The sequence below is a fragment of the Pseudomonas sp. Q12-87 genome (genome assembly GCF_001269755.1).
GTDB lineage: Bacteria > Pseudomonadota > Gammaproteobacteria > Pseudomonadales > Pseudomonadaceae > Aquipseudomonas > Aquipseudomonas fluorescens_S.
Window position 1 is genome coordinate 199,366 of record NZ_LHVI01000023.1, and the last position, 16,662, is coordinate 216,027.

Genomic DNA, 16,662 nt, shown 5'->3' on the forward strand with positions numbered 1-16,662 from the left:
CTTTCGCCCGACACGCCATTACATCAGAGGTGCCCTTCTAAGGCGCAGACGGTACTCCCATCCGCGGGGCGTTTCAAGCGCATGCAAATAGCCGCTCGCCGTCTTTGTTTGTCAACGCACAGAGAGTTATAAGAACCGAGCGAAGCGTAACTCAATGAAAGGATCAGTCCCGAACAAACAAAGCATAAAAGCTAAAGAAGGCGGCATTCAGGACCGCCTTCCCGGGCTTGCAGGCCGAATTAAAAGTCGTCTTCGACCTGGCCATCCTTGACTTTGAACTCACGGTTTTGCAGGTAGGCGTTACGAATGAAGACGTATTTGTCGCCGCTCACCATTTTTTCCGCCGACAGCAGGCTGGCACGGGTGTCGACGATGTTCAGGCCCCAGATCGAGTTACGCACCGAGACATTGTCGATGTAACGATAAGGCAGGGTGTAGTTATCGACCAGTTTGGCAGGCGCGTCACGCACGGTGCTTGGCCCCAACAAGGGCAGCATCACGTATGGGCCACTGCCCACGCCCCAGTAGCCCAGGGTCTGGCCGAAATCTTCGTCGCTGCGTTGCAGGCCCATCTGGGTGCCCACGTCGAAGAAGCCCAGCAGGCCGAAGGTGGTGTTGAAGATCAACCGAGCCGTGTCGACCCCGGCAGCGGCCGGCTTGGCCTGCAGCACATTGTTGGCCAGGTTGCCCACGTCGCCGATGTTGCGAAACATGTTGTGGATGCCGTCTTCGAGAAATTGCGGCGTCACGTACTGATAACCCTGGGCCAATGGTTTGAGCGCATAGGTATCGACGGTGTCGTTGAAGGTGAAGATCGGACGGTTGATGCTTTCCCAAGGGTCTTCTTCCGTGGCGGCCTGGGCAGCGAACGGGACCAGCAGGACGCTGGCAGACAAACACAGCTGAGCTAGACGATGGCTCCAGCGCATAAGGTAGAACTCCTTGGATTGTTCAGGCAAGGGCGCCGGGCCCAGACGGTAAGGTGGCTAGTATAAGACGGAACGCGTGGATACACAGCACCGAAAAAAGAAGCGGGCTGTAGGACGTTTCCGCCACCCGGCGCTTCACTTCACTGTCACCGGACTGTCATCGAGGCTCGCTAGGCTACGGGTCATTTCAAGGACGTTCCCATGCCCCGCGCCGAAGCCCTGCCCCTCCCGGCTCCTCGCCTGACCGCCGTACTGTTTGGCCTTAGCGGGTGCCTGGTGGATTTCGGCGCACGCATTCGCCAATCCGGGGCTGTGCCCAACGAGCATGCGCAACCGACACCTGGCGCCCTGGAAAGCCTGCATCGCCTGCAACATCAAGGTATTCCCTGCGCCTGGCTAGACGAATTACCCCCTGCCATCAGTCATGCCCTGGCGACGTCATTGCCAGGCTGGATCAAACCGCCGCAACTTCCGGCAACAAATAATCCGTGGCCGGCGCCTCACGCCTGCTGGCAGGCCTTGATGGCGCTGAACGTCCAGCAATTGGATGGATGCGTGCTGGTCAGCGGCGAACCGAAACTGTTGCAGTCTGGGCTCAACGCCGGCTTGTGGACCATCGGCCTGGCCTCCTGCGGCTCCTTGTGCGGCCTGGGACCAGGTGAATGGCAGGCATTGAGCCAACAGGAACGGGAAATCCGACGCGCCCGGGCCACCGTGCAATTGTTTGGCCTGGGGGTGCATTCGGTGATCGACCATCTGGGTGAACTCGATACTTGCCTGGCGGATATCTGCCTGCGTCGATTCAAAGGCGAGAAGCCATGACCGGGATCATGCAGGGAGCGCGAGGGTGGATTACTCTTAAGGCGAGCCACGGACTTTTGACGCAGCGTCGCGGTCCATGGCTGTGCCTATCAATAAAGGGAGTACGCCAATGCCTGCCCGCCGCGAACTGCAAGAACAACTCAATACCCTGCGCGAGCAATTGGACCAGAACCCGCCGTTGTCCGAGCCTGAGCGTGAAAATCTGCATCAATTGATGGCTCAGATCGAAGCTGAAATCCAACTGGAAAACCAACTTCAGGACACCAACCTGGTCGACGGCGTGAACCTGGCCGTGGAACGTTTCGAAGTGGATCACCCAACCATTGCCGGGACGTTGCGCAATATCGTGCAAGCCTTGGGCAGCATGGGGATCTAATCCGTCGGACATTAAAAAGCCCCGCTAGCGATAGCGGGGCTTTTTTATATCCACGAACTCAAAGTATGGGAGCGAGCTTGCTCCCGCTGCGGCGCGAAGCGGCCCAAAAACCTGCAAATGCGGAGCATTAGACACACCGCACCCGCCGGTTTACGACTGCTTCGCAGCCGAGCGGGAGCAAGCTCCCTCGCCACAGTCCATCATCTTTCTTAAATGAATGGCATTACGCTCCCACAGGGGGGCTTTATTGGCGGACCAGGCGATGGTTCGGCAACTGCACCGCTTCGGTGCTGCGATACGGATTGATATCCAGCCCGCCACGACGCACATACCGCGCATACACCGTCAGTTTCTCAGGCTTGAGCAAGCGCTGCAGGTCAAGAAAGATCCGCTCCACGCATTGCTCATGGAAATCCGAATGCTGGCGGAAGCTAACGATATAGGCCAGCAGGCTGGCAGGGTCCAGGGCCGCGCCGCGATATTCCACCGCCACGCTGCCCCAATCCGGCTGGCTGGTCACCGGGCAGTTGGATTTGAGCAGATGGCTGTGCAGGCTTTCCTCGACGATGCGTGACTCGTCGCAACGCAGCAGTTCCGGGCGCGGGTGTGCGTAGGAGTCGACGTTGATGTCCAAATCGTCGATGCATACGCCAGGCAGCGCCACGATGCCTTCGCCTGCCACGTCCTTGAGGCTGCGAATCCGCACGCCCACCGGCTTGCCGGCAGCTGCCGACAGGTCCTGGCGCAGGGTGGCCTCCAGGCTGGCGGTGTCGACGAACGGGGTCTGGTTCAAGGAATTGAGGTACAGCTTGAAGGACTTGGACTCGATGATGTTCGGCGAATCCGCCGGAATCGAGAATTCGCCGATGGCCACTACCGGCTTGCCGGAAGGCAACAGCCACGACAGCTCGAAACAATTCCAGAAATCCACGCCTTTGTACGGCAAGGTCTCGCACGTCAGGCCCAGCTCCGCCCATTTCGCGGCGCGCGGGATCGGGAACAGCAAGGACGGCGTGTACGTGGCAATGTATTCGCTGGATTTGCCCAGCGGCGAGTGTTCGGCTGCGGGATGCATGGCGGAAACCTGACTGAAGAATCAGCGGATTCTATCAGCCTTTGCCGCCGCCTTTGAGTGCTTACTGACTGACTGTCAGGTTGCCTTTCATTCCGGCCTGGTAATGACCGGGAATATTGCAGGCGAACTCAAGGCGCGTGGCCTTGCTGAACGTCCAGGTCAACTCAGCGGTTTTGCCCGGCTCCACCAATACGCTGTTGGGATCGTCGTGGACCATGCCGGCCTGGCCGTGCCCCATGGCTGCATGATCCATGGCGCCATGAGCCATGTCCTGCTTCATCGCAGTCGGTGTCAACCGGCCGCTCTGCTGCATCTCGAGCATTTCCTGCTGGTGCTCGGCGTGAGCCGCCGCGTCGCCCAGATTGAATTCGTGGAGCAACTGGCCCTTGTTGACCAGTACAAACCGAACGGTTTCCCCCGCCTTGATCTCAATCGCGCCAGGCTTGAACGTCATGTCCTCCATCACCACATCGATGCTGCGCCCGGCCTTGGCCGCCGAAGCAGGCTCACCGAAATCGAAATGGGCCGGCGACGCCCACGACGGCGCGCTGAGGACCCATGCACAAGCAACCAGGATCAAGCGGTTTCGCATCAACATGTACATACTCCAACCGAATAAGGTTTAGCTTGTGGGAAACTCTATTCGTACAGGCCTGCCAGACGCCTGACAGTTTGATTACAACTTTGTCAGGTTGCGCCACGGCCTCGCCGGCCACGGTATAACGCCCTCGTTCCAACCATGCCTTGAGCTGCCCCATGAAACTGCTGATCGTCGAAGACCAAACCAAAACCGGCCAATATCTGCGTCAAGGCCTGGGCGAAGCCGGATTCAACGCTGACTTGGTGGCCGACGGCATCACTGGCCAACAATTGGCCTTGAGCGGTGAATACGCCCTGCTGATCCTCGACGTGATGTTGCCTGGGCGCGATGGCTGGCAGATCCTGCAAGCGGTGCGAGGCGCCGGCCTGGACACGCCAGTGCTGTTCCTCACTGCTCGGGACGCGGTACAGGACCGCGTACATGGCCTGGAATTGGGTGCCGATGATTACCTGGTCAAACCCTTCGCCTTTTCCGAATTGCTCGCGCGAGTGCGCAGCCTCTTGCGACGAGGCAGTTCGACACCCCAGGAAACCAGCCTGCAACTGGCGGACCTGCGCCTGGATCTGATCCGCCGCCGCGTCGAACGCAGCGGCCGGCGCATCGACCTCACCGCCAAGGAATTCGCCCTGCTGGAAATGCTCCTGCGCCGCCAGGGCGAAGTACTGCCCAAGTCCCTGATCGCCTCCCAGGTCTGGGACATGAATTTCGACAGCGACACCAACGTCATCGAAGTTGCGATCCGGCGCCTTCGCCTCAAGATCGACGATGAGTTCCCCGACAAACTCATCCATACCGTACGAGGCATGGGGTATGTGCTTGAAGAGCGCAGCCTGTGAGGGGGCGATGGTCACTGAGCAGTCGCCTGGCGCTGCTGTTCGCCGCCTGCACTGCCGTGGTGTCTTTGTTTGCCGGGGTTTTGTTCAGCCGGGGCAGCGAGGCGCATTTCATCGAGCTGGACCAGCAACTGCTCGAAGGCAAGCTGATCGGCCTGCGCCGTGCCTTGCAGGACTTCGATGCGGATAAGACCCAGAACCGCCTGGAAGATGAACTGAGCCGCCAGGCGGACCTGGCGCTACGCATCAAGAGCAGCGATGGCGAACGCTGGTATGACAGTTCGATCCGGATCCCGGCGCAACTACCGGAAGGTCCGGGCCTGTCGACCCTCAGCGATGCCGACGCCGATTACCGGGTGCTGAATGCCCCGCTCTACCCCGAGCGCCCAGGCTCACCGCAACTGACGCTGCTGCTGGACATCACGCACCACCAGCACTTCCTCCAGCGGATGCAGCGCCTGATCTGGCTGACCGTCGGCCTCTCGGCCCTGGCCACCGCCCTGCTCGGCGCCTGGGCCGCCCGACGGGCCTTGCGACCGTTGCGACGCATGGGCGCCATTGCCGGCAGTGTTTCGGCCCGCTCCCTCAATGCCCGACTGCCCGAAGAGCAAATGCCTGCCGAACTGGCGGAATTGGCCCACAGCATAAACGCCATGCTCGGACGCCTCGACGACGCCTTTCAACGACTCTCGGCATTCTCCGCCGACATCGCCCACGAGTTGCGCACACCGCTGTCGAACTTGCTGACCCACACTCAGGTCACCTTGACCCGCGAACGTTCGCTGGAAGATTACCGTGAGGCATTGCACGGCAATCTCGAGGAGCTGCAATGGATGGCGCAATTGGTCAACGACATGCTGTATCTGGCCAAGGCCGACCACGGTCTGCTGGCGCCCCATTGCGAACCACTGGAATTGGCCGCGGAAGCGGACGTGCTGCTGGAGTTCTTCGCGCCCCTGGCCGAAGACGCCAACGTCCGCCTGAGCCGCATGGGCGAAGGTTATATCGAGGGCGACCGCAGCATGCTGCGCCGGGCCCTCTCCAACCTGCTGGATAACGCCCTGCGCTTTACCCCGAGTGGCGGCGAAGTGCGGCTGCGGATTGTCGATGAGGCTCAGGTGGTGAGCCTCAGCGTGGAGAACAGTGGCGAGGGAATTTCCACGGACTTGCTGCCGCGCCTGTTCGACCGTTTCTACCGCGCCGACCCGGCTCGCCAGGAAGGCAGCAGCGAACATGCCGGATTGGGACTGGCGATCACCCGTTCGATCATCCTCGCCCATGGCGGGCAGATCCGGTGTGAGTCGGCCGATGGCTGGACGCGGTTTCGAGTTGAGTTGCCGAAGGCTAGGCAGCCCTGACACAAGCCCTATGGTGAGGGATACCCCCACCATAGGGGTCTTTGAATTATCAGGAATACCGCAACGCCTGCGCCGGCTCGATCTTCGCCGCACGCCACGCCGGGTAGACGGTGGCCAGGAAGCTCAGGATGAACCCGGCAGAGCAGATCAGCAGTACATCGCCGCGCTGCAGCTCCGACGGCAAGTTGCTGACGAAGTACACATCGGAACTGAAGATATGCTGGCCACTGACCCTTTCCAGCCAGCCTACCAGCTCACTGACGTTCAGCGCCGCAATCACCCCCAACACGCCGCCAATCAGCGTACCGACGACACCGATCACCGTACCCTGGACCATGAAGATCGCCATGATCTGCCTAGGCGTGGCACCGATGGTGCGCAGGATGGCGATATCCGCACCCTTGTCGTTCACCACCATGATCAGCGTGGCAATGATGTTGAACGCCGCTACCGCGACGATCATCAGCAACAGCAGGCCAATCATGGTCTTTTCCATTTTCATGGCACTGAACAGGCTGCCCTGGGTGTGGGTCCAGTCGTCGGCCTTGAAATCCGCGCCAAGGCTCGTGGCGATGTCAGCGGAGACCTTCGGCGCCGCATACAGGTCCTTCACCGCCAGGCGCACACTCTGCACCTGGTTCGGCTGCCAATGCTGCATCTGAGCCGCGTCGGCCAGGTGGATCAAGGCCATGGAGCCGTCCAGTTCGGCGCCTACCTTGAACACACCCACGACGTTCAGCCGCTGCATGCGCGGAGTGATACCGCCAGGTGCAGTGCTGACTTCCGGCACGATCAACGTCAGCTTGTCACCGACATTCAGGCGAAAACGCCGGGCGGTGATTTCGCCGATCACCACACCATATTCGCCTGGCTTCAAGGCATCGAGACGCCCCTGGACAATATGCTGGGCAACGATGGACACCTTGCCTTCCTGGGCCGGATCAATGCCGCTGATCTGGATCGGCTGCATCGAGCCCTTATGGCTGAGCATGCCTTCCATTTCGGTGAACGGCACGGCGGCAGTGACTTCGGGGTTTTTCAGCGCCGCGGCGGCCACCGGTTGCCAATCGTCGATCGGGTTGACGCCGACGAGAGTGGCGTGGGGCACCATGCCGAGGATGCGCGAACTCATTTCACGCTGGAAACCGTTCATCACCGACAGCACCACGATCATCGCCAGCACACCCAGGGCGAGGCCGATCATCGAGGTCATGGAGATGAACGAGACAAAGCGATTGCGGCGCTTGGCGCGGGTATAGCGCGTGCCGATAAAGATCGATAACGGTCTGAACATTCGCGGGGCACCGTATAAAAATAAAAGACCCGGCGCTTGCAGCAAACGCCGGGTTTCGGTCGGTCAGATGGGCGTCAGGCAACCTTCCTGCAAGTGCAGGACGCGGTCCATCTGGCGGGCCAGGTTCATGTCATGGGTCACCACCAGGAACGCGGTGCGCATCGACGTGCTGAGTTCCAGCATCAAATCCTGAATGCCTTGGGCAGTGTGGGAGTCGAGGTTGCCGGTCGGCTCATCGAGCATCACCAGGCCAGGCCGGTTGACCAAGGCGCGGGCAATCGCCACGCGTTGACGCTCGCCACCGGACAATTCGGCCGGCTTATGCTCCAGGCGATGGCCCAGCCCTACGCGCTCCAACAACGCCGTGGCACGCTGACGGGCTTCTGGAATCGCGGTGCGACCGATCAACAGCGGCATGCAGACGTTCTCCAGCGCCGTGAACTCGGGCAGCAAATGGTGGAACTGGTAGACGAAGCCCAGGGAACGGTTGCGCAGCAGGCCACGGGCCTTTTCGTTCAGCGCCGAGAGCTCTTCGCCCGCCAGCCAGACACTGCCGGCGGTCGGCGTATCGAGACCGCCCAACAGGTTGAGCAAGGTGCTCTTGCCCGAACCGGAGGTACCGACAATCGCCACGCGCTCGCCCGGATGCAGCTCCAGTTGCAGGCCCGACAACACCACCACCGACTCCGGGCCTTCCTCGTAGGATTTACCCAGGTTGCGGCAGCTCAAGATTGCTTTTTCACTCATGCCCGACTCACTCATAACGTAACGCCTCCGCAGGCTGGGTGCGCGCGGCACGCCAGGCTGGATACAGGGTGGCGAGGAAACTCAGGACCAACGCGGCGCCGCAGACCATCAACACATCATCTGCCTGCAATTGCGACGGCAGGTAGTCGATGAAATACACGTCGGCGTTGAGAAACTTGTGCCCGATCAGGCCTTCGAGGGCGGCAATCGCGGCGCTGACATTCAGCGCGGCGAACATCCCGACCAGCGCACCGACGAACGTGCCGATGACGCCGATGACCGTGCCCTGGACCATGAAGATCCGCATGATCTGCCCCGGCGTGGCGCCGAGGGTGCGCAGGATGGCGATGTCGCCCTTCTTGTCGTTCACCACCATCACCAGGGTAGAGATGATGTTGAACGCCGCCACGGCGACGATCAGCAACAGCAGCAGGCCGATCATGGCTTTTTCCATGCGGATCGCCTGGTACAGGTTGCCGTGGGTGCGGGTCCAGTCCCGAGCGTAGTAGCGGTCTTCGCCAAGTTGCTGGGCGATGGTCCAGGCGGCGCGCGGCGCCTGGAACAAGTCATCGAACTTCAACCGCAGGCCTTGGACCTGGTCCGGCTTCCAGCGATGCAGGCGCGCCAGGTCCTGGAGGTTGGTGACGCCCAGGTAACCATCCAGCTCGCCGGCGCCGACATGGAAAATGCCAACTACGGTAAAACGTTTCATGCGCGGGAACATGCCCCCCGGAGTCACTGTGACTTCCGGGGCGACGAAGGTCAGCTTGTCGCCGATGGCCACGCCAAGCTTGGCTGCGGCCTTGTCACCGATGACGATCCCGAAACTGCCCGGCGCCAGGTCGTCGAGTTTGCCCTGTTGCATGAAGTTATCGATGATCGACACCTGCCGTTCCAGCGCAGGGTCGATGCCATTGAGCAAGACCTTGGACACCTTGCCGTCATTGGTCAGCAGCCCCTGCATCTGGGTGAACGGCGCAACGGCCAGCACCTGAGGGTTCTGCTTGACCTTGGCGGCCAGGCTCGGCCAGTCGCTGATGGCTTCGCCGGATTCGAGGGTCGCGTGGGGCACCATGCCCAGCACGCGGGTGCGCATTTCATGATCGAAGCCGTTCATGACCGAGAGCACGACGATCATCACGACCACGCCAAGGGCCAGTCCGATGATGGAAGTCAGGGAAATGAACGATACAAAATGATTGCGGCGCTTTGCACGGGTATAACGCGTGCCGATAAATACGAAGAGAGGTCTGAACATGTCGGGGCTTGTTCGGAGGGAAAAGGAACGTCCTTGTGGCGGGGGTCACAAACCAGCTTTACACTCAGACCACCGCCGCTACCATGGGTTCGCCATGTCGACATTAGATGAAGAAGATCGCCGCGAATACTACCGTATCGAGGACACGATCGCACTGGAAATTCGGCCCCTCTCAATTCCTGAAGCCGCCGGCCAGGAAGTGTTGCAGGATCCTTCTCCACTGTTCAATCTGCTCAGTGAACTGCACCTGAGCGAATTCGAGTCACAACACCTGCTGCGCCAGATCAGCGAGCGCGAACGCAGCATCGCCGCCTATCTCAAGGCCATGAACAAACGCCTCGACCTGCTCAGCCAGGTCATTGCCCTGACCGTGCTCGGGGAAATCGGCGAACCGCAACCGGTGATCATTTCCGAAGGCGGCATCGACTTCCAATACCCCACGCCAATTGCCGTCGGCACGCATCTGTCGATCAAGCTCGTGCTGATGCCGCAAGCCCTTGGCCTGCTGCTGCGAGCGCGCGTCACCCATTGCGACCCCAAGGGTGGCGGCTACGACGTGGGCACCGAGTTCGAACATCCGACCGATGCCCAGCGCCAGCTGCTGGCCCGCTACATCCTGCAAAAACAGGCGCAAGAACGGCGCCTGGCCCGGGAACTGAACGAATCAGGTATCAATAAGGAACAACCGTGACCCTCATTTATGGCCACCGCGGCGCCAAGGGCGAAGCGCCGGAAAATACCCTGACCGGTTTTCAGGAGTGTCTCAAGCACGGCGTGCGCCGTTGCGAGCTGGACCTGCATCTTTCGATGGACGGCGAGTTGATGGTGATCCATGACCCGACCCTCAAGCGCACCACGGATCGCCGGGGCAAGGTGGTGGAGCATTCCGCCGCCGAGCTGGTGACCTACGATGCGCGCAAGGGGGGCCCGGGCTGGATCAAGCCGTGCCCGATCCCACGCCTGGAGGAGCTGTTCGAGAAGTGCGATTTCGAGCACTGGCAACTGGAGGTCAAGAGCGCCTCACGCACCCGCGCCGCCGCCACCGTCCTGGGAATTCGTGAGATGGCCCAGCGATTCGGGCTGCTGGACAAGATCACCATCACTTCAAGCTCACGGGAAGTGCTTAAGGCGGCCCTGGACCTGACCCCGGACATTTCCCGCGGCCTGGTGGCCGAATACGCCTGGCTCGACCCGCTGAAGGTCGCCCAGAGTTATGGCTGTGAGATTTTGGCGCTGAACTGGACGCTGTGCACACCCGAGCGCCTGATCAAGGCCCAGCGCCAGGGGCTGCACGTGTCGGTGTGGACGGTCAACGAACCCGCGCTGATGCGCAGGCTCGCCGACTTCGGCGTTGACAGCCTGATTACAGACTTTCCCGGTTTGGCCACTGCCACGCTTGAGAAAGGCTGAAATCGGTCTCCCCGGCCGGCTCAGGCCACCGGCCGGAGCCGCTCAAAAAAGCCGGTTGAGCCCGTCATAGGCCGCTACCCGATAGGCTTCGGCCATGGTCGGGTAGTTGAACGTGGTGTTGACGAAGTATTTCAGCGTGTTCAGCTCGCCCGGCTGGTTCATGATCGCCTGGCCGATGTGCACGATCTCCGAGGCCTGGTAGCCGAAACAGTGCACGCCTAGCACTTCCAGCGTTTCGCGGTGGAACAGGATCTTCAGCATGCCTTGCGGCTCGCCGGCGATCTGCGCTCGCGCCATGCTCTTGAAGAACGCCTTGCCCACTTCATAGGGCACCTTGGCCTGGGTCAGTTCCTGCTCGTTCTTGCCGATGGAGCTGATTTCCGGAATGGTATAGATGCCGGTCGGCACGTCGTTGACGAAGCGCCAACTGCCATTGTCGACGATGCTGCCGGCGGCTGAACGGCCTTGGTCATGAGCAGCACTGGCCAGGCTCGGCCAGCCGATCACGTCACCGGCGCCGTAGATGTTCGGCACGCAGGTGCGGTAGTTCTCGTCGACTTCGATCTGGCCGCGGCTGTTGACCTTCACGCCGATGTTTTCCAGGCCCAGGGTGTCGGTGTTGCCGGTACGGCCGTTGCACCAGAGCAAGGCGTCGGCCTTGATCTTCTTGCCGGACTTGAGGTGCAGGATCACGCCGTTGTCGACGCCTTCGACACGGTCGTAGTCTTCGTTGTGGCGCACGGTGATGTTGTTATTGCTGAAGTGATAGCTCAGGGCCTGGGAGATTTCCGAATCCAGGAAGCTCAGCAACTGGCCACGGTTATCCACCAGCTCCACCAGCACACCCAGGCCGCTGAAGATCGAGGCGTATTCGCAACCGATCACGCCGGCACCGTAGACGATGAGCTTACGCGGGGTGTGACCCAGGCTCAGGATGGTGTCGCTATCGTAGATACGCGCATGGTTGAAATCGATGTCAGCCGGGCGATACGGGCGCGAGCCAGTGGCGATGATGATGTGCTTGGCCACCAGCTTCTCGACCACGCCGTTACCGCAGACCACTTCCACCGTCTGCTCGTCGGCAAAGCTGCCGGTGCCGAAGAACACATCGACACGATTGCGGGCGTAGTAGCCAGTGCGCGAAGCGACCTGCTTGGAAATCACCTTCTCGGCGCTCTTGAGCACGTCCGGAAAGGAGAACCAGCGTGGCTCGCCGATGGCCCGGAACATCGGGTTGGTGTTGAACTGCATGATCTGCCGGACCGAGTGACGCAAGGCCTTGGACGGGATGGTACCCAAGTGGGTGCAGTTGCCGCCGACCTGCCGACGGCTGTCGACCATCGCCACCTTGCGCCCCGCCTTGGCGGCGTTCATTGCCGCGCCTTCCCCCGCCGGGCCGGAACCCAGTACCACCACGTCGTAGTTGTAGACAGCCATGCGTACTCCTCAGAACAGGCCGCGGCACCACACCGGCACCGACGGCTAAATCATGCCGGCAGCGGCATGAAGGAACAATTTTCAGGCCGGTTCACGAGCCCGGCCACAGTCTATAGAAGCGTCAACGCCGCGCACATTACCCCTTGGTCGCGTCATAGGCTAGTTTTGGCTGCGCTATTTCGCCACAGGCAACCTTTCAGGGCGCTGTCATCATTGGGTTTTCCCGCCCGCTATCCGTTCAAACGCATCGTTTGTACGAACGACGAAACGGTCGTTGTCCCGCAACACGAAAAATACCCCGATGCCATGTTTTTCGGCATAGTCCCAACCCCGTTCAGGACCGAGAATCAGCAACAGCGTCGATAGTCCATCGGCCATCAGCGCCGAAGGATGAATCACCGTGACTGACGCCAGGTCATGTAGGACCGGTGTACCGGTGCGTGCGTCAAACGTGTGGGAGTAACGCCTGCCGCCCTGCTCGAAATATTTACGATAATCACCGGACGTCGAAACCCCGTAATCATTGACTTCAATGACACGCTCGGCCACCTGCCGGTCGTCCCGCGGCTCCTCCAGGGCAACCCGCCAGGGCGAGCCATCGGGTTTGCGTCCGACGGCCTTGAGTTCGCCCGTCGCCTCGGCCAGGTAACTGTCGAGCCCCAGGGCTTGGAGCCGGGCGGCGATCCGGTCGACGGCGTAGCCTGCGGCGATACTGTTGAAATCAACTTCCACCGCTGCGTCCTTGCACAGGCGGTCACCGTCGATGCGCAAGTGATCGTGCCCGACGCGCTGACGTACCAGGGCCAGGGCTTGTTCGGTCGGCACTTTCTCTGCCCGTGACTGGGGCCCGAAGCCCCACAGGTTGAGCAATGGTTCCACGGTGAGGTCGAAGGACCCGTCGCTTTGAACCGACAACTGCTCGCCGACACGGATCAATTCCAGAACCGGACCTGGCATGACCTGGCAGCTATTGGCCGGCAGCGCATTGAAGCGTTCGATGTCCGAGTCACTGCGATAGGTCGAGAACTGCCGATCCACTTCGGCAAGGATGTTTTCCACTTCGACCTGCACCAGTTTCGGATCGGGCCCGGCGGAATGCCTGACGTACTGGATGGAATAGTGACTGCCCATGGTCGGGCCGTCGAAACGCTCCAGGGTGTCGCCATTGCCACAGCCGGACAACACGCCGGCAAAAACCACAAGCATTGCCCACCGTCCAGTTAACAAATCTTCATCTCCCCTCAAAACCGCGCCGGCCATTATGGGCTTCAGTGCCAGTCCAAATGCAAAACCCTGTGGGAGCGGGCTTGCTCGCGAAGGCAATCAAACAGGCAGTATCTCGGTTGAGTTTGCCGACCTCTTCGCGAGCAAGCCCGCTCCCACAGGAGATACAACCCCCATACAAGATTTGTCAGAGTGAGTACCTACCCATGCCTTCCACCACGAGCAACGGCAAGGCGATTTTTCGCGTTGTCAGCGGCAACTTCCTGGAGATGTTCGACTTCATGGTCTATGGCTTCTACGCCACGGCCATCGCCAAGACATTTTTCCCTACCGACAGCGCATTCGCCTCGCTGATGCTGTCCCTGGCCACGTTCGGTGCCGGATTCCTGATGCGCCCCTTGGGGGCGATTTTTCTCGGTGCCTATATCGACCGTCATGGACGGCGCAAAGGCTTGATCATTACCCTGGCGATGATGGCGCTGGGCACCATCCTGATCGCCTGCGTGCCGGGCTACGCCACGCTGGGCGTGGCCGCGCCCCTGCTGGTGTTGCTTGGGCGTTTGCTGCAGGGCTTCTCCGCCGGCGTGGAACTGGGCGGCGTGTCGGTGTACCTGGCAGAAATCTCCACGCCGGGGCGCAAGGGTTTCTTTGTCAGTTGGCAATCCGCCAGTCAACAGGCTGCAGTGGTCTTTGCCGGCCTGCTGGGCGTGGCCCTCAATCACTGGCTGAGCCCGCAGCAAATGGGCGAATGGGGCTGGCGGGTACCGTTCCTGGTGGGGTGCATGATCGTACCGGCGATTTTCGTGATCCGTCGCTCCCTGGAAGAAACACCGGAGTTCCAGGCCAGGAAACATCGGCCTAGCCTGTCGGAAGTTATCCGCTCCATCGGCCAGAACTTTGGCATCGTCTTGGCCGGCATGGCGCTGGTGGTGATGACCACCGTGTCGTTCTACCTGATCACCGCCTACACACCGACCTTCGGCAAGGCCGAGCTGAACCTGTCGGACCTCGATGCGCTGCTGGTCACGGTCTGCATCGGCTTGTCGAATTTTTTCTGGCTACCGGTGATGGGTGCGCTCTCCGACAAGATCGGGCGCAAACCCTTGCTGCTCGGCGCGACGGTGCTGGCGATCCTGACCGCCTACCCGGCGCTGGCCTGGCTGGTGGCCAACCCCAGCTTCAGTCACCTGCTGATCGTCGAGCTGTGGCTGTCGTTCCTGTACGGATCGTACAACGGCGCCATGGTGGTGGCCTTGACGGAAATCATGCCGGTCGAGGTGCGCACCACTGGCTTCTCCCTGGCCTACAGCCTGGCGACCGCGACATTCGGTGGGTTTACGCCAGCGGCGTGTACCTATCTGATCCATGTGCTGGACAACAAGGCGGCGCCGGGAATCTGGCTCAGTGGTGCGGCGGTGCTGGGGTTGATCGCCACCCTGGTGTTGTTCAAGGGCAATCGGCATGAGCTGCGCACGGCGCAGGCTTCGGTCGTCGGCGGCGCCTGATCTATCGCTATCGTCGGATCGCCGCCCGAAGCAAGCTCGCCCCCACAGGATGTACGCGGACAAACTGTGGGAGCGGGCTTGCCCGCGAAGAGGCCGGCCCACTCAACACAAAATCTCCAGATACAAGAACGCCCCGACAAGTCGGGGCGTTTTCACAAGCGGCTGAAGCTTAGCGCGGGAACGCTGGCGGGTTGACCCCGGCCATGTCTTCCATCACGCGAACCACCTGGCAGCTGTAACCGAACTCGTTGTCGTACCAGACGTACAGGACAACGCGGTTGTCTTGGCAAATGGTTGCTTCGGCATCCACTACACCGGCGTGGCGCGAGCCAACGAAGTCGGTGGACACCACTTCCTGGGAATTGACGAAGTCGATCTGCTTGTGCAGATCGGAGTGCAGCGCCATGTAGCGCAGGTACTCGTTCATCTCTTCACGGGTGGCAGCTTTCTCAAGGTTCAGATTGAGAATGGCCATCGACACGTTCGGCGTCGGCACACGGATGGCGTTACCGGTCAGCTTGCCGGCCAACTCTGGCAGGGCCTTGGCGGCGGCGGTGGCAGCACCGGTCTCGGTGATGACCATGTTCAGCGCGGCACTGCGGCCACGGCGATCGCCCTTGTGGAAGTTGTCGATCAGGTTCTGGTCGTTGGTGTACGAGTGGACCGTTTCGACGTGACCGTTGACGATGCCGAACTTGTCATTCACAGCCTTGAGCACCGGCACGATGGCGTTGGTGGTGCAGGAGGCGGCGGAGATGATCTTGTCGTCAGCGGTGATTTCGCCGTGGTTGATGCCATGGACGATATTTTTCAGCTTGCCCTTGCCAGGCGCGGTCAGCACGACGCGGTCGATACCCGGGCAGGCCAGGTGTTGGCCCAGGCCGTCGGCGTCACGCCATACACCGGTGTTGTCCACCAGCAACGCGTTCTTGATGCCGTACTGGGTGTAGTCCACCTCGGTCGGGTTCTTCGCGTAGATCACCTGGATCAGGTTGCCGTTGGCACTGATGGTGTTGTTTTCTTCATCGATGGTGATGGTGCCGTTGAACGAACCATGAACCGAGTCGCGGCGCAGCAGGCTGGCACGCTTGGTCAGGTCGTTCTCGGCGCCCTTGCGCACCACGATGGCCCGCAGGCGCAGGCCGTCGCCGCCACCGGTTTTTTCAATCAGGATGCGCGCCAGCAGACGGCCGATACGACCGAAGCCGTACAGGACCACGTCGGTGCCTTTGCGAGCCGAAGCGTTCTGCTGGCCAACCACATCAGCCATCTCTTCACGAACGAACTGCTCGGCGCTACGGCCGTTGCCTTCGTTACGGAATTTGAAAGCCAACTTGCCCAGATCCACCGAGGCCGCGCCGAGCTTGAGCTCGCTCATGGCTTTGAGCAGGGGGAATGTTTCGTGGACGGAGAGTTCGCTGTCGTCCGAAGAACGGTGGCGAGCAAAGCGGTGGGCTTTGAGGATCGCGATGACAGACTGGTTGATCAGGCTGCGGCCATAGATCGAGCTCACCACGTTGTTATTGCGGTAGAGCTGACCGATGAGAGGGATCATCGCTTCGGCGAGCGCTTCACGATCAATCCATTCACCAAGACACTGGTCGGGCTTCTGAGTCACGGTAACCTTCCACATGTAGGGGCTGAAAAAAGGGGCTACATTATGCCGCCGAGTCTTCGGCGGAGCAATGCGCGCCCGTCGCGCCGTGGTTTTCCTGTCTGCCTGGGTAGTCTGCGACTGACAGCGGCCCCCTTCCCCCGCTACAATTGTCGACTTTGTCGCAACGCTGGAGCTC

16 protein-coding genes are annotated in these 16,662 nt (G+C 60.9%); 7 read left to right on the forward strand and 9 right to left on the reverse strand.

The window, feature by feature from the left end:
• Positions 1 to 239 precede the first annotated feature (239 nt).
• On the reverse strand, positions 240 to 929 hold the full coding sequence (locus AD663_RS17625; RefSeq protein WP_003183370.1) for a VacJ family lipoprotein: 690 nt from the start codon (positions 927 to 929) through the stop codon (positions 240 to 242).
• Positions 930 to 1,130: 201 nt separating this feature from the next.
• Between AD663_RS17625 and AD663_RS17630 the strand changes: the two genes are divergently transcribed.
• Positions 1,131 to 1,751, forward strand: a complete 621-nt coding sequence (locus AD663_RS17630; protein WP_003183373.1) for a hypothetical protein — start codon at positions 1,131 to 1,133, stop codon at positions 1,749 to 1,751.
• A gap of 109 nt (positions 1,752 to 1,860) precedes the next feature.
• Positions 1,861 to 2,127 carry a DUF4404 family protein gene (locus tag AD663_RS17635; RefSeq protein ID WP_003183375.1) on the forward strand — a complete coding sequence of 89 codons (267 nt, stop codon included), beginning with the start codon at positions 1,861 to 1,863 and terminating at the stop codon, positions 2,125 to 2,127.
• Between the two features lie 244 nt (positions 2,128 to 2,371).
• Here AD663_RS17635 and queF read toward each other — a convergent pair whose 3' ends face one another.
• Both queF and AD663_RS17645 read right to left on the reverse strand, forming a co-directional pair.
• Positions 2,372 to 3,202 (reverse strand): NADPH-dependent 7-cyano-7-deazaguanine reductase QueF, encoded by an 831-nt coding sequence (gene queF, locus AD663_RS17640; RefSeq protein ID WP_053214261.1) that lies wholly within the window; start codon positions 3,200 to 3,202, stop codon positions 2,372 to 2,374.
• Between the two features lie 61 nt (positions 3,203 to 3,263).
• Positions 3,264 to 3,800: a plastocyanin/azurin family copper-binding protein gene (locus AD663_RS17645; RefSeq protein ID WP_003183380.1), complete on the reverse strand. Its 537-nt coding sequence runs from the start codon at positions 3,798 to 3,800 to the stop codon at positions 3,264 to 3,266.
• A 158-nt stretch (positions 3,801 to 3,958) separates the two neighbouring features.
• Between AD663_RS17645 and AD663_RS17650 the strand changes: the two genes are divergently transcribed.
• Positions 3,959 to 4,639 carry a heavy metal response regulator transcription factor gene (locus AD663_RS17650; protein ID WP_003183382.1) on the forward strand — a complete coding sequence of 227 codons (681 nt, stop codon included), beginning with the start codon at positions 3,959 to 3,961 and terminating at the stop codon, positions 4,637 to 4,639.
• Positions 4,636 to 5,994 carry a heavy metal sensor histidine kinase gene (locus tag AD663_RS17655; protein ID WP_003183385.1) on the forward strand — a complete coding sequence of 453 codons (1,359 nt, stop codon included), beginning with the start codon at positions 4,636 to 4,638 and terminating at the stop codon, positions 5,992 to 5,994. Before AD663_RS17650 ends, AD663_RS17655 begins: the two co-directional genes overlap by 4 nt.
• A gap of 49 nt (positions 5,995 to 6,043) precedes the next feature.
• On the opposite strand, the gene AD663_RS17660 is transcribed toward AD663_RS17655, so the two are convergent.
• From AD663_RS17660 to AD663_RS17670, 3 genes are all read right to left on the reverse strand, one after another.
• Positions 6,044 to 7,288 carry a lipoprotein-releasing ABC transporter permease subunit gene (locus tag AD663_RS17660; protein WP_003183387.1) on the reverse strand — a complete coding sequence of 415 codons (1,245 nt, stop codon included), beginning with the start codon at positions 7,286 to 7,288 and terminating at the stop codon, positions 6,044 to 6,046.
• A gap of 63 nt (positions 7,289 to 7,351) precedes the next feature.
• Positions 7,352 to 8,035 (reverse strand): lipoprotein-releasing ABC transporter ATP-binding protein LolD, encoded by a 684-nt coding sequence (gene lolD / locus AD663_RS17665; RefSeq protein ID WP_172680611.1) that lies wholly within the window; start codon positions 8,033 to 8,035, stop codon positions 7,352 to 7,354.
• Positions 8,036 to 8,042: 7 nt separating this feature from the next.
• On the reverse strand, positions 8,043 to 9,293 hold the full coding sequence (locus AD663_RS17670) for a lipoprotein-releasing ABC transporter permease subunit (RefSeq protein WP_003183396.1): 1,251 nt from the start codon (positions 9,291 to 9,293) through the stop codon (positions 8,043 to 8,045).
• 94 nt (positions 9,294 to 9,387) lie between these two features.
• On the opposite strand from AD663_RS17670, the gene AD663_RS17675 reads away from it, so the two are divergent.
• A complete protein-coding gene (locus AD663_RS17675; protein WP_003183397.1) occupies positions 9,388 to 9,984 on the forward strand; it encodes a PilZ domain-containing protein in 597 nt (198 codons plus the stop codon).
• Positions 9,981 to 10,703 (forward strand): glycerophosphodiester phosphodiesterase family protein, encoded by a 723-nt coding sequence (locus AD663_RS17680; RefSeq protein WP_003183398.1) that lies wholly within the window; start codon positions 9,981 to 9,983, stop codon positions 10,701 to 10,703. The genes AD663_RS17675 and AD663_RS17680 overlap by 4 nt, the downstream gene beginning before the upstream one ends.
• Positions 10,704 to 10,745: 42 nt before the next feature.
• Here AD663_RS17680 and sthA read toward each other — a convergent pair whose 3' ends face one another.
• Positions 10,746 to 12,140 carry a Si-specific NAD(P)(+) transhydrogenase gene (gene sthA / locus AD663_RS17685; protein ID WP_003183399.1) on the reverse strand — a complete coding sequence of 465 codons (1,395 nt, stop codon included), beginning with the start codon at positions 12,138 to 12,140 and terminating at the stop codon, positions 10,746 to 10,748.
• A gap of 210 nt (positions 12,141 to 12,350) precedes the next feature.
• A complete protein-coding gene (locus AD663_RS17690; protein WP_033046151.1) occupies positions 12,351 to 13,346 on the reverse strand; it encodes an FAD:protein FMN transferase in 996 nt (331 codons plus the stop codon).
• Positions 13,347 to 13,570: 224 nt separating this feature from the next.
• Between AD663_RS17690 and AD663_RS17695 the strand changes: the two genes are divergently transcribed.
• Positions 13,571 to 14,869, forward strand: coding sequence for an MFS transporter (locus tag AD663_RS17695; protein ID WP_003183401.1), 1,299 nt, complete (start codon positions 13,571 to 13,573; stop codon positions 14,867 to 14,869).
• 169 nt (positions 14,870 to 15,038) lie between these two features.
• Here the strand turns inward: AD663_RS17695 and AD663_RS17700 are convergent, their stop codons facing one another.
• Positions 15,039 to 16,502, reverse strand: coding sequence for a glyceraldehyde-3-phosphate dehydrogenase (locus AD663_RS17700; protein WP_033046153.1), 1,464 nt, complete (start codon positions 16,500 to 16,502; stop codon positions 15,039 to 15,041).
• Between the last annotated feature and the right edge of the window lie 160 nt (positions 16,503 to 16,662).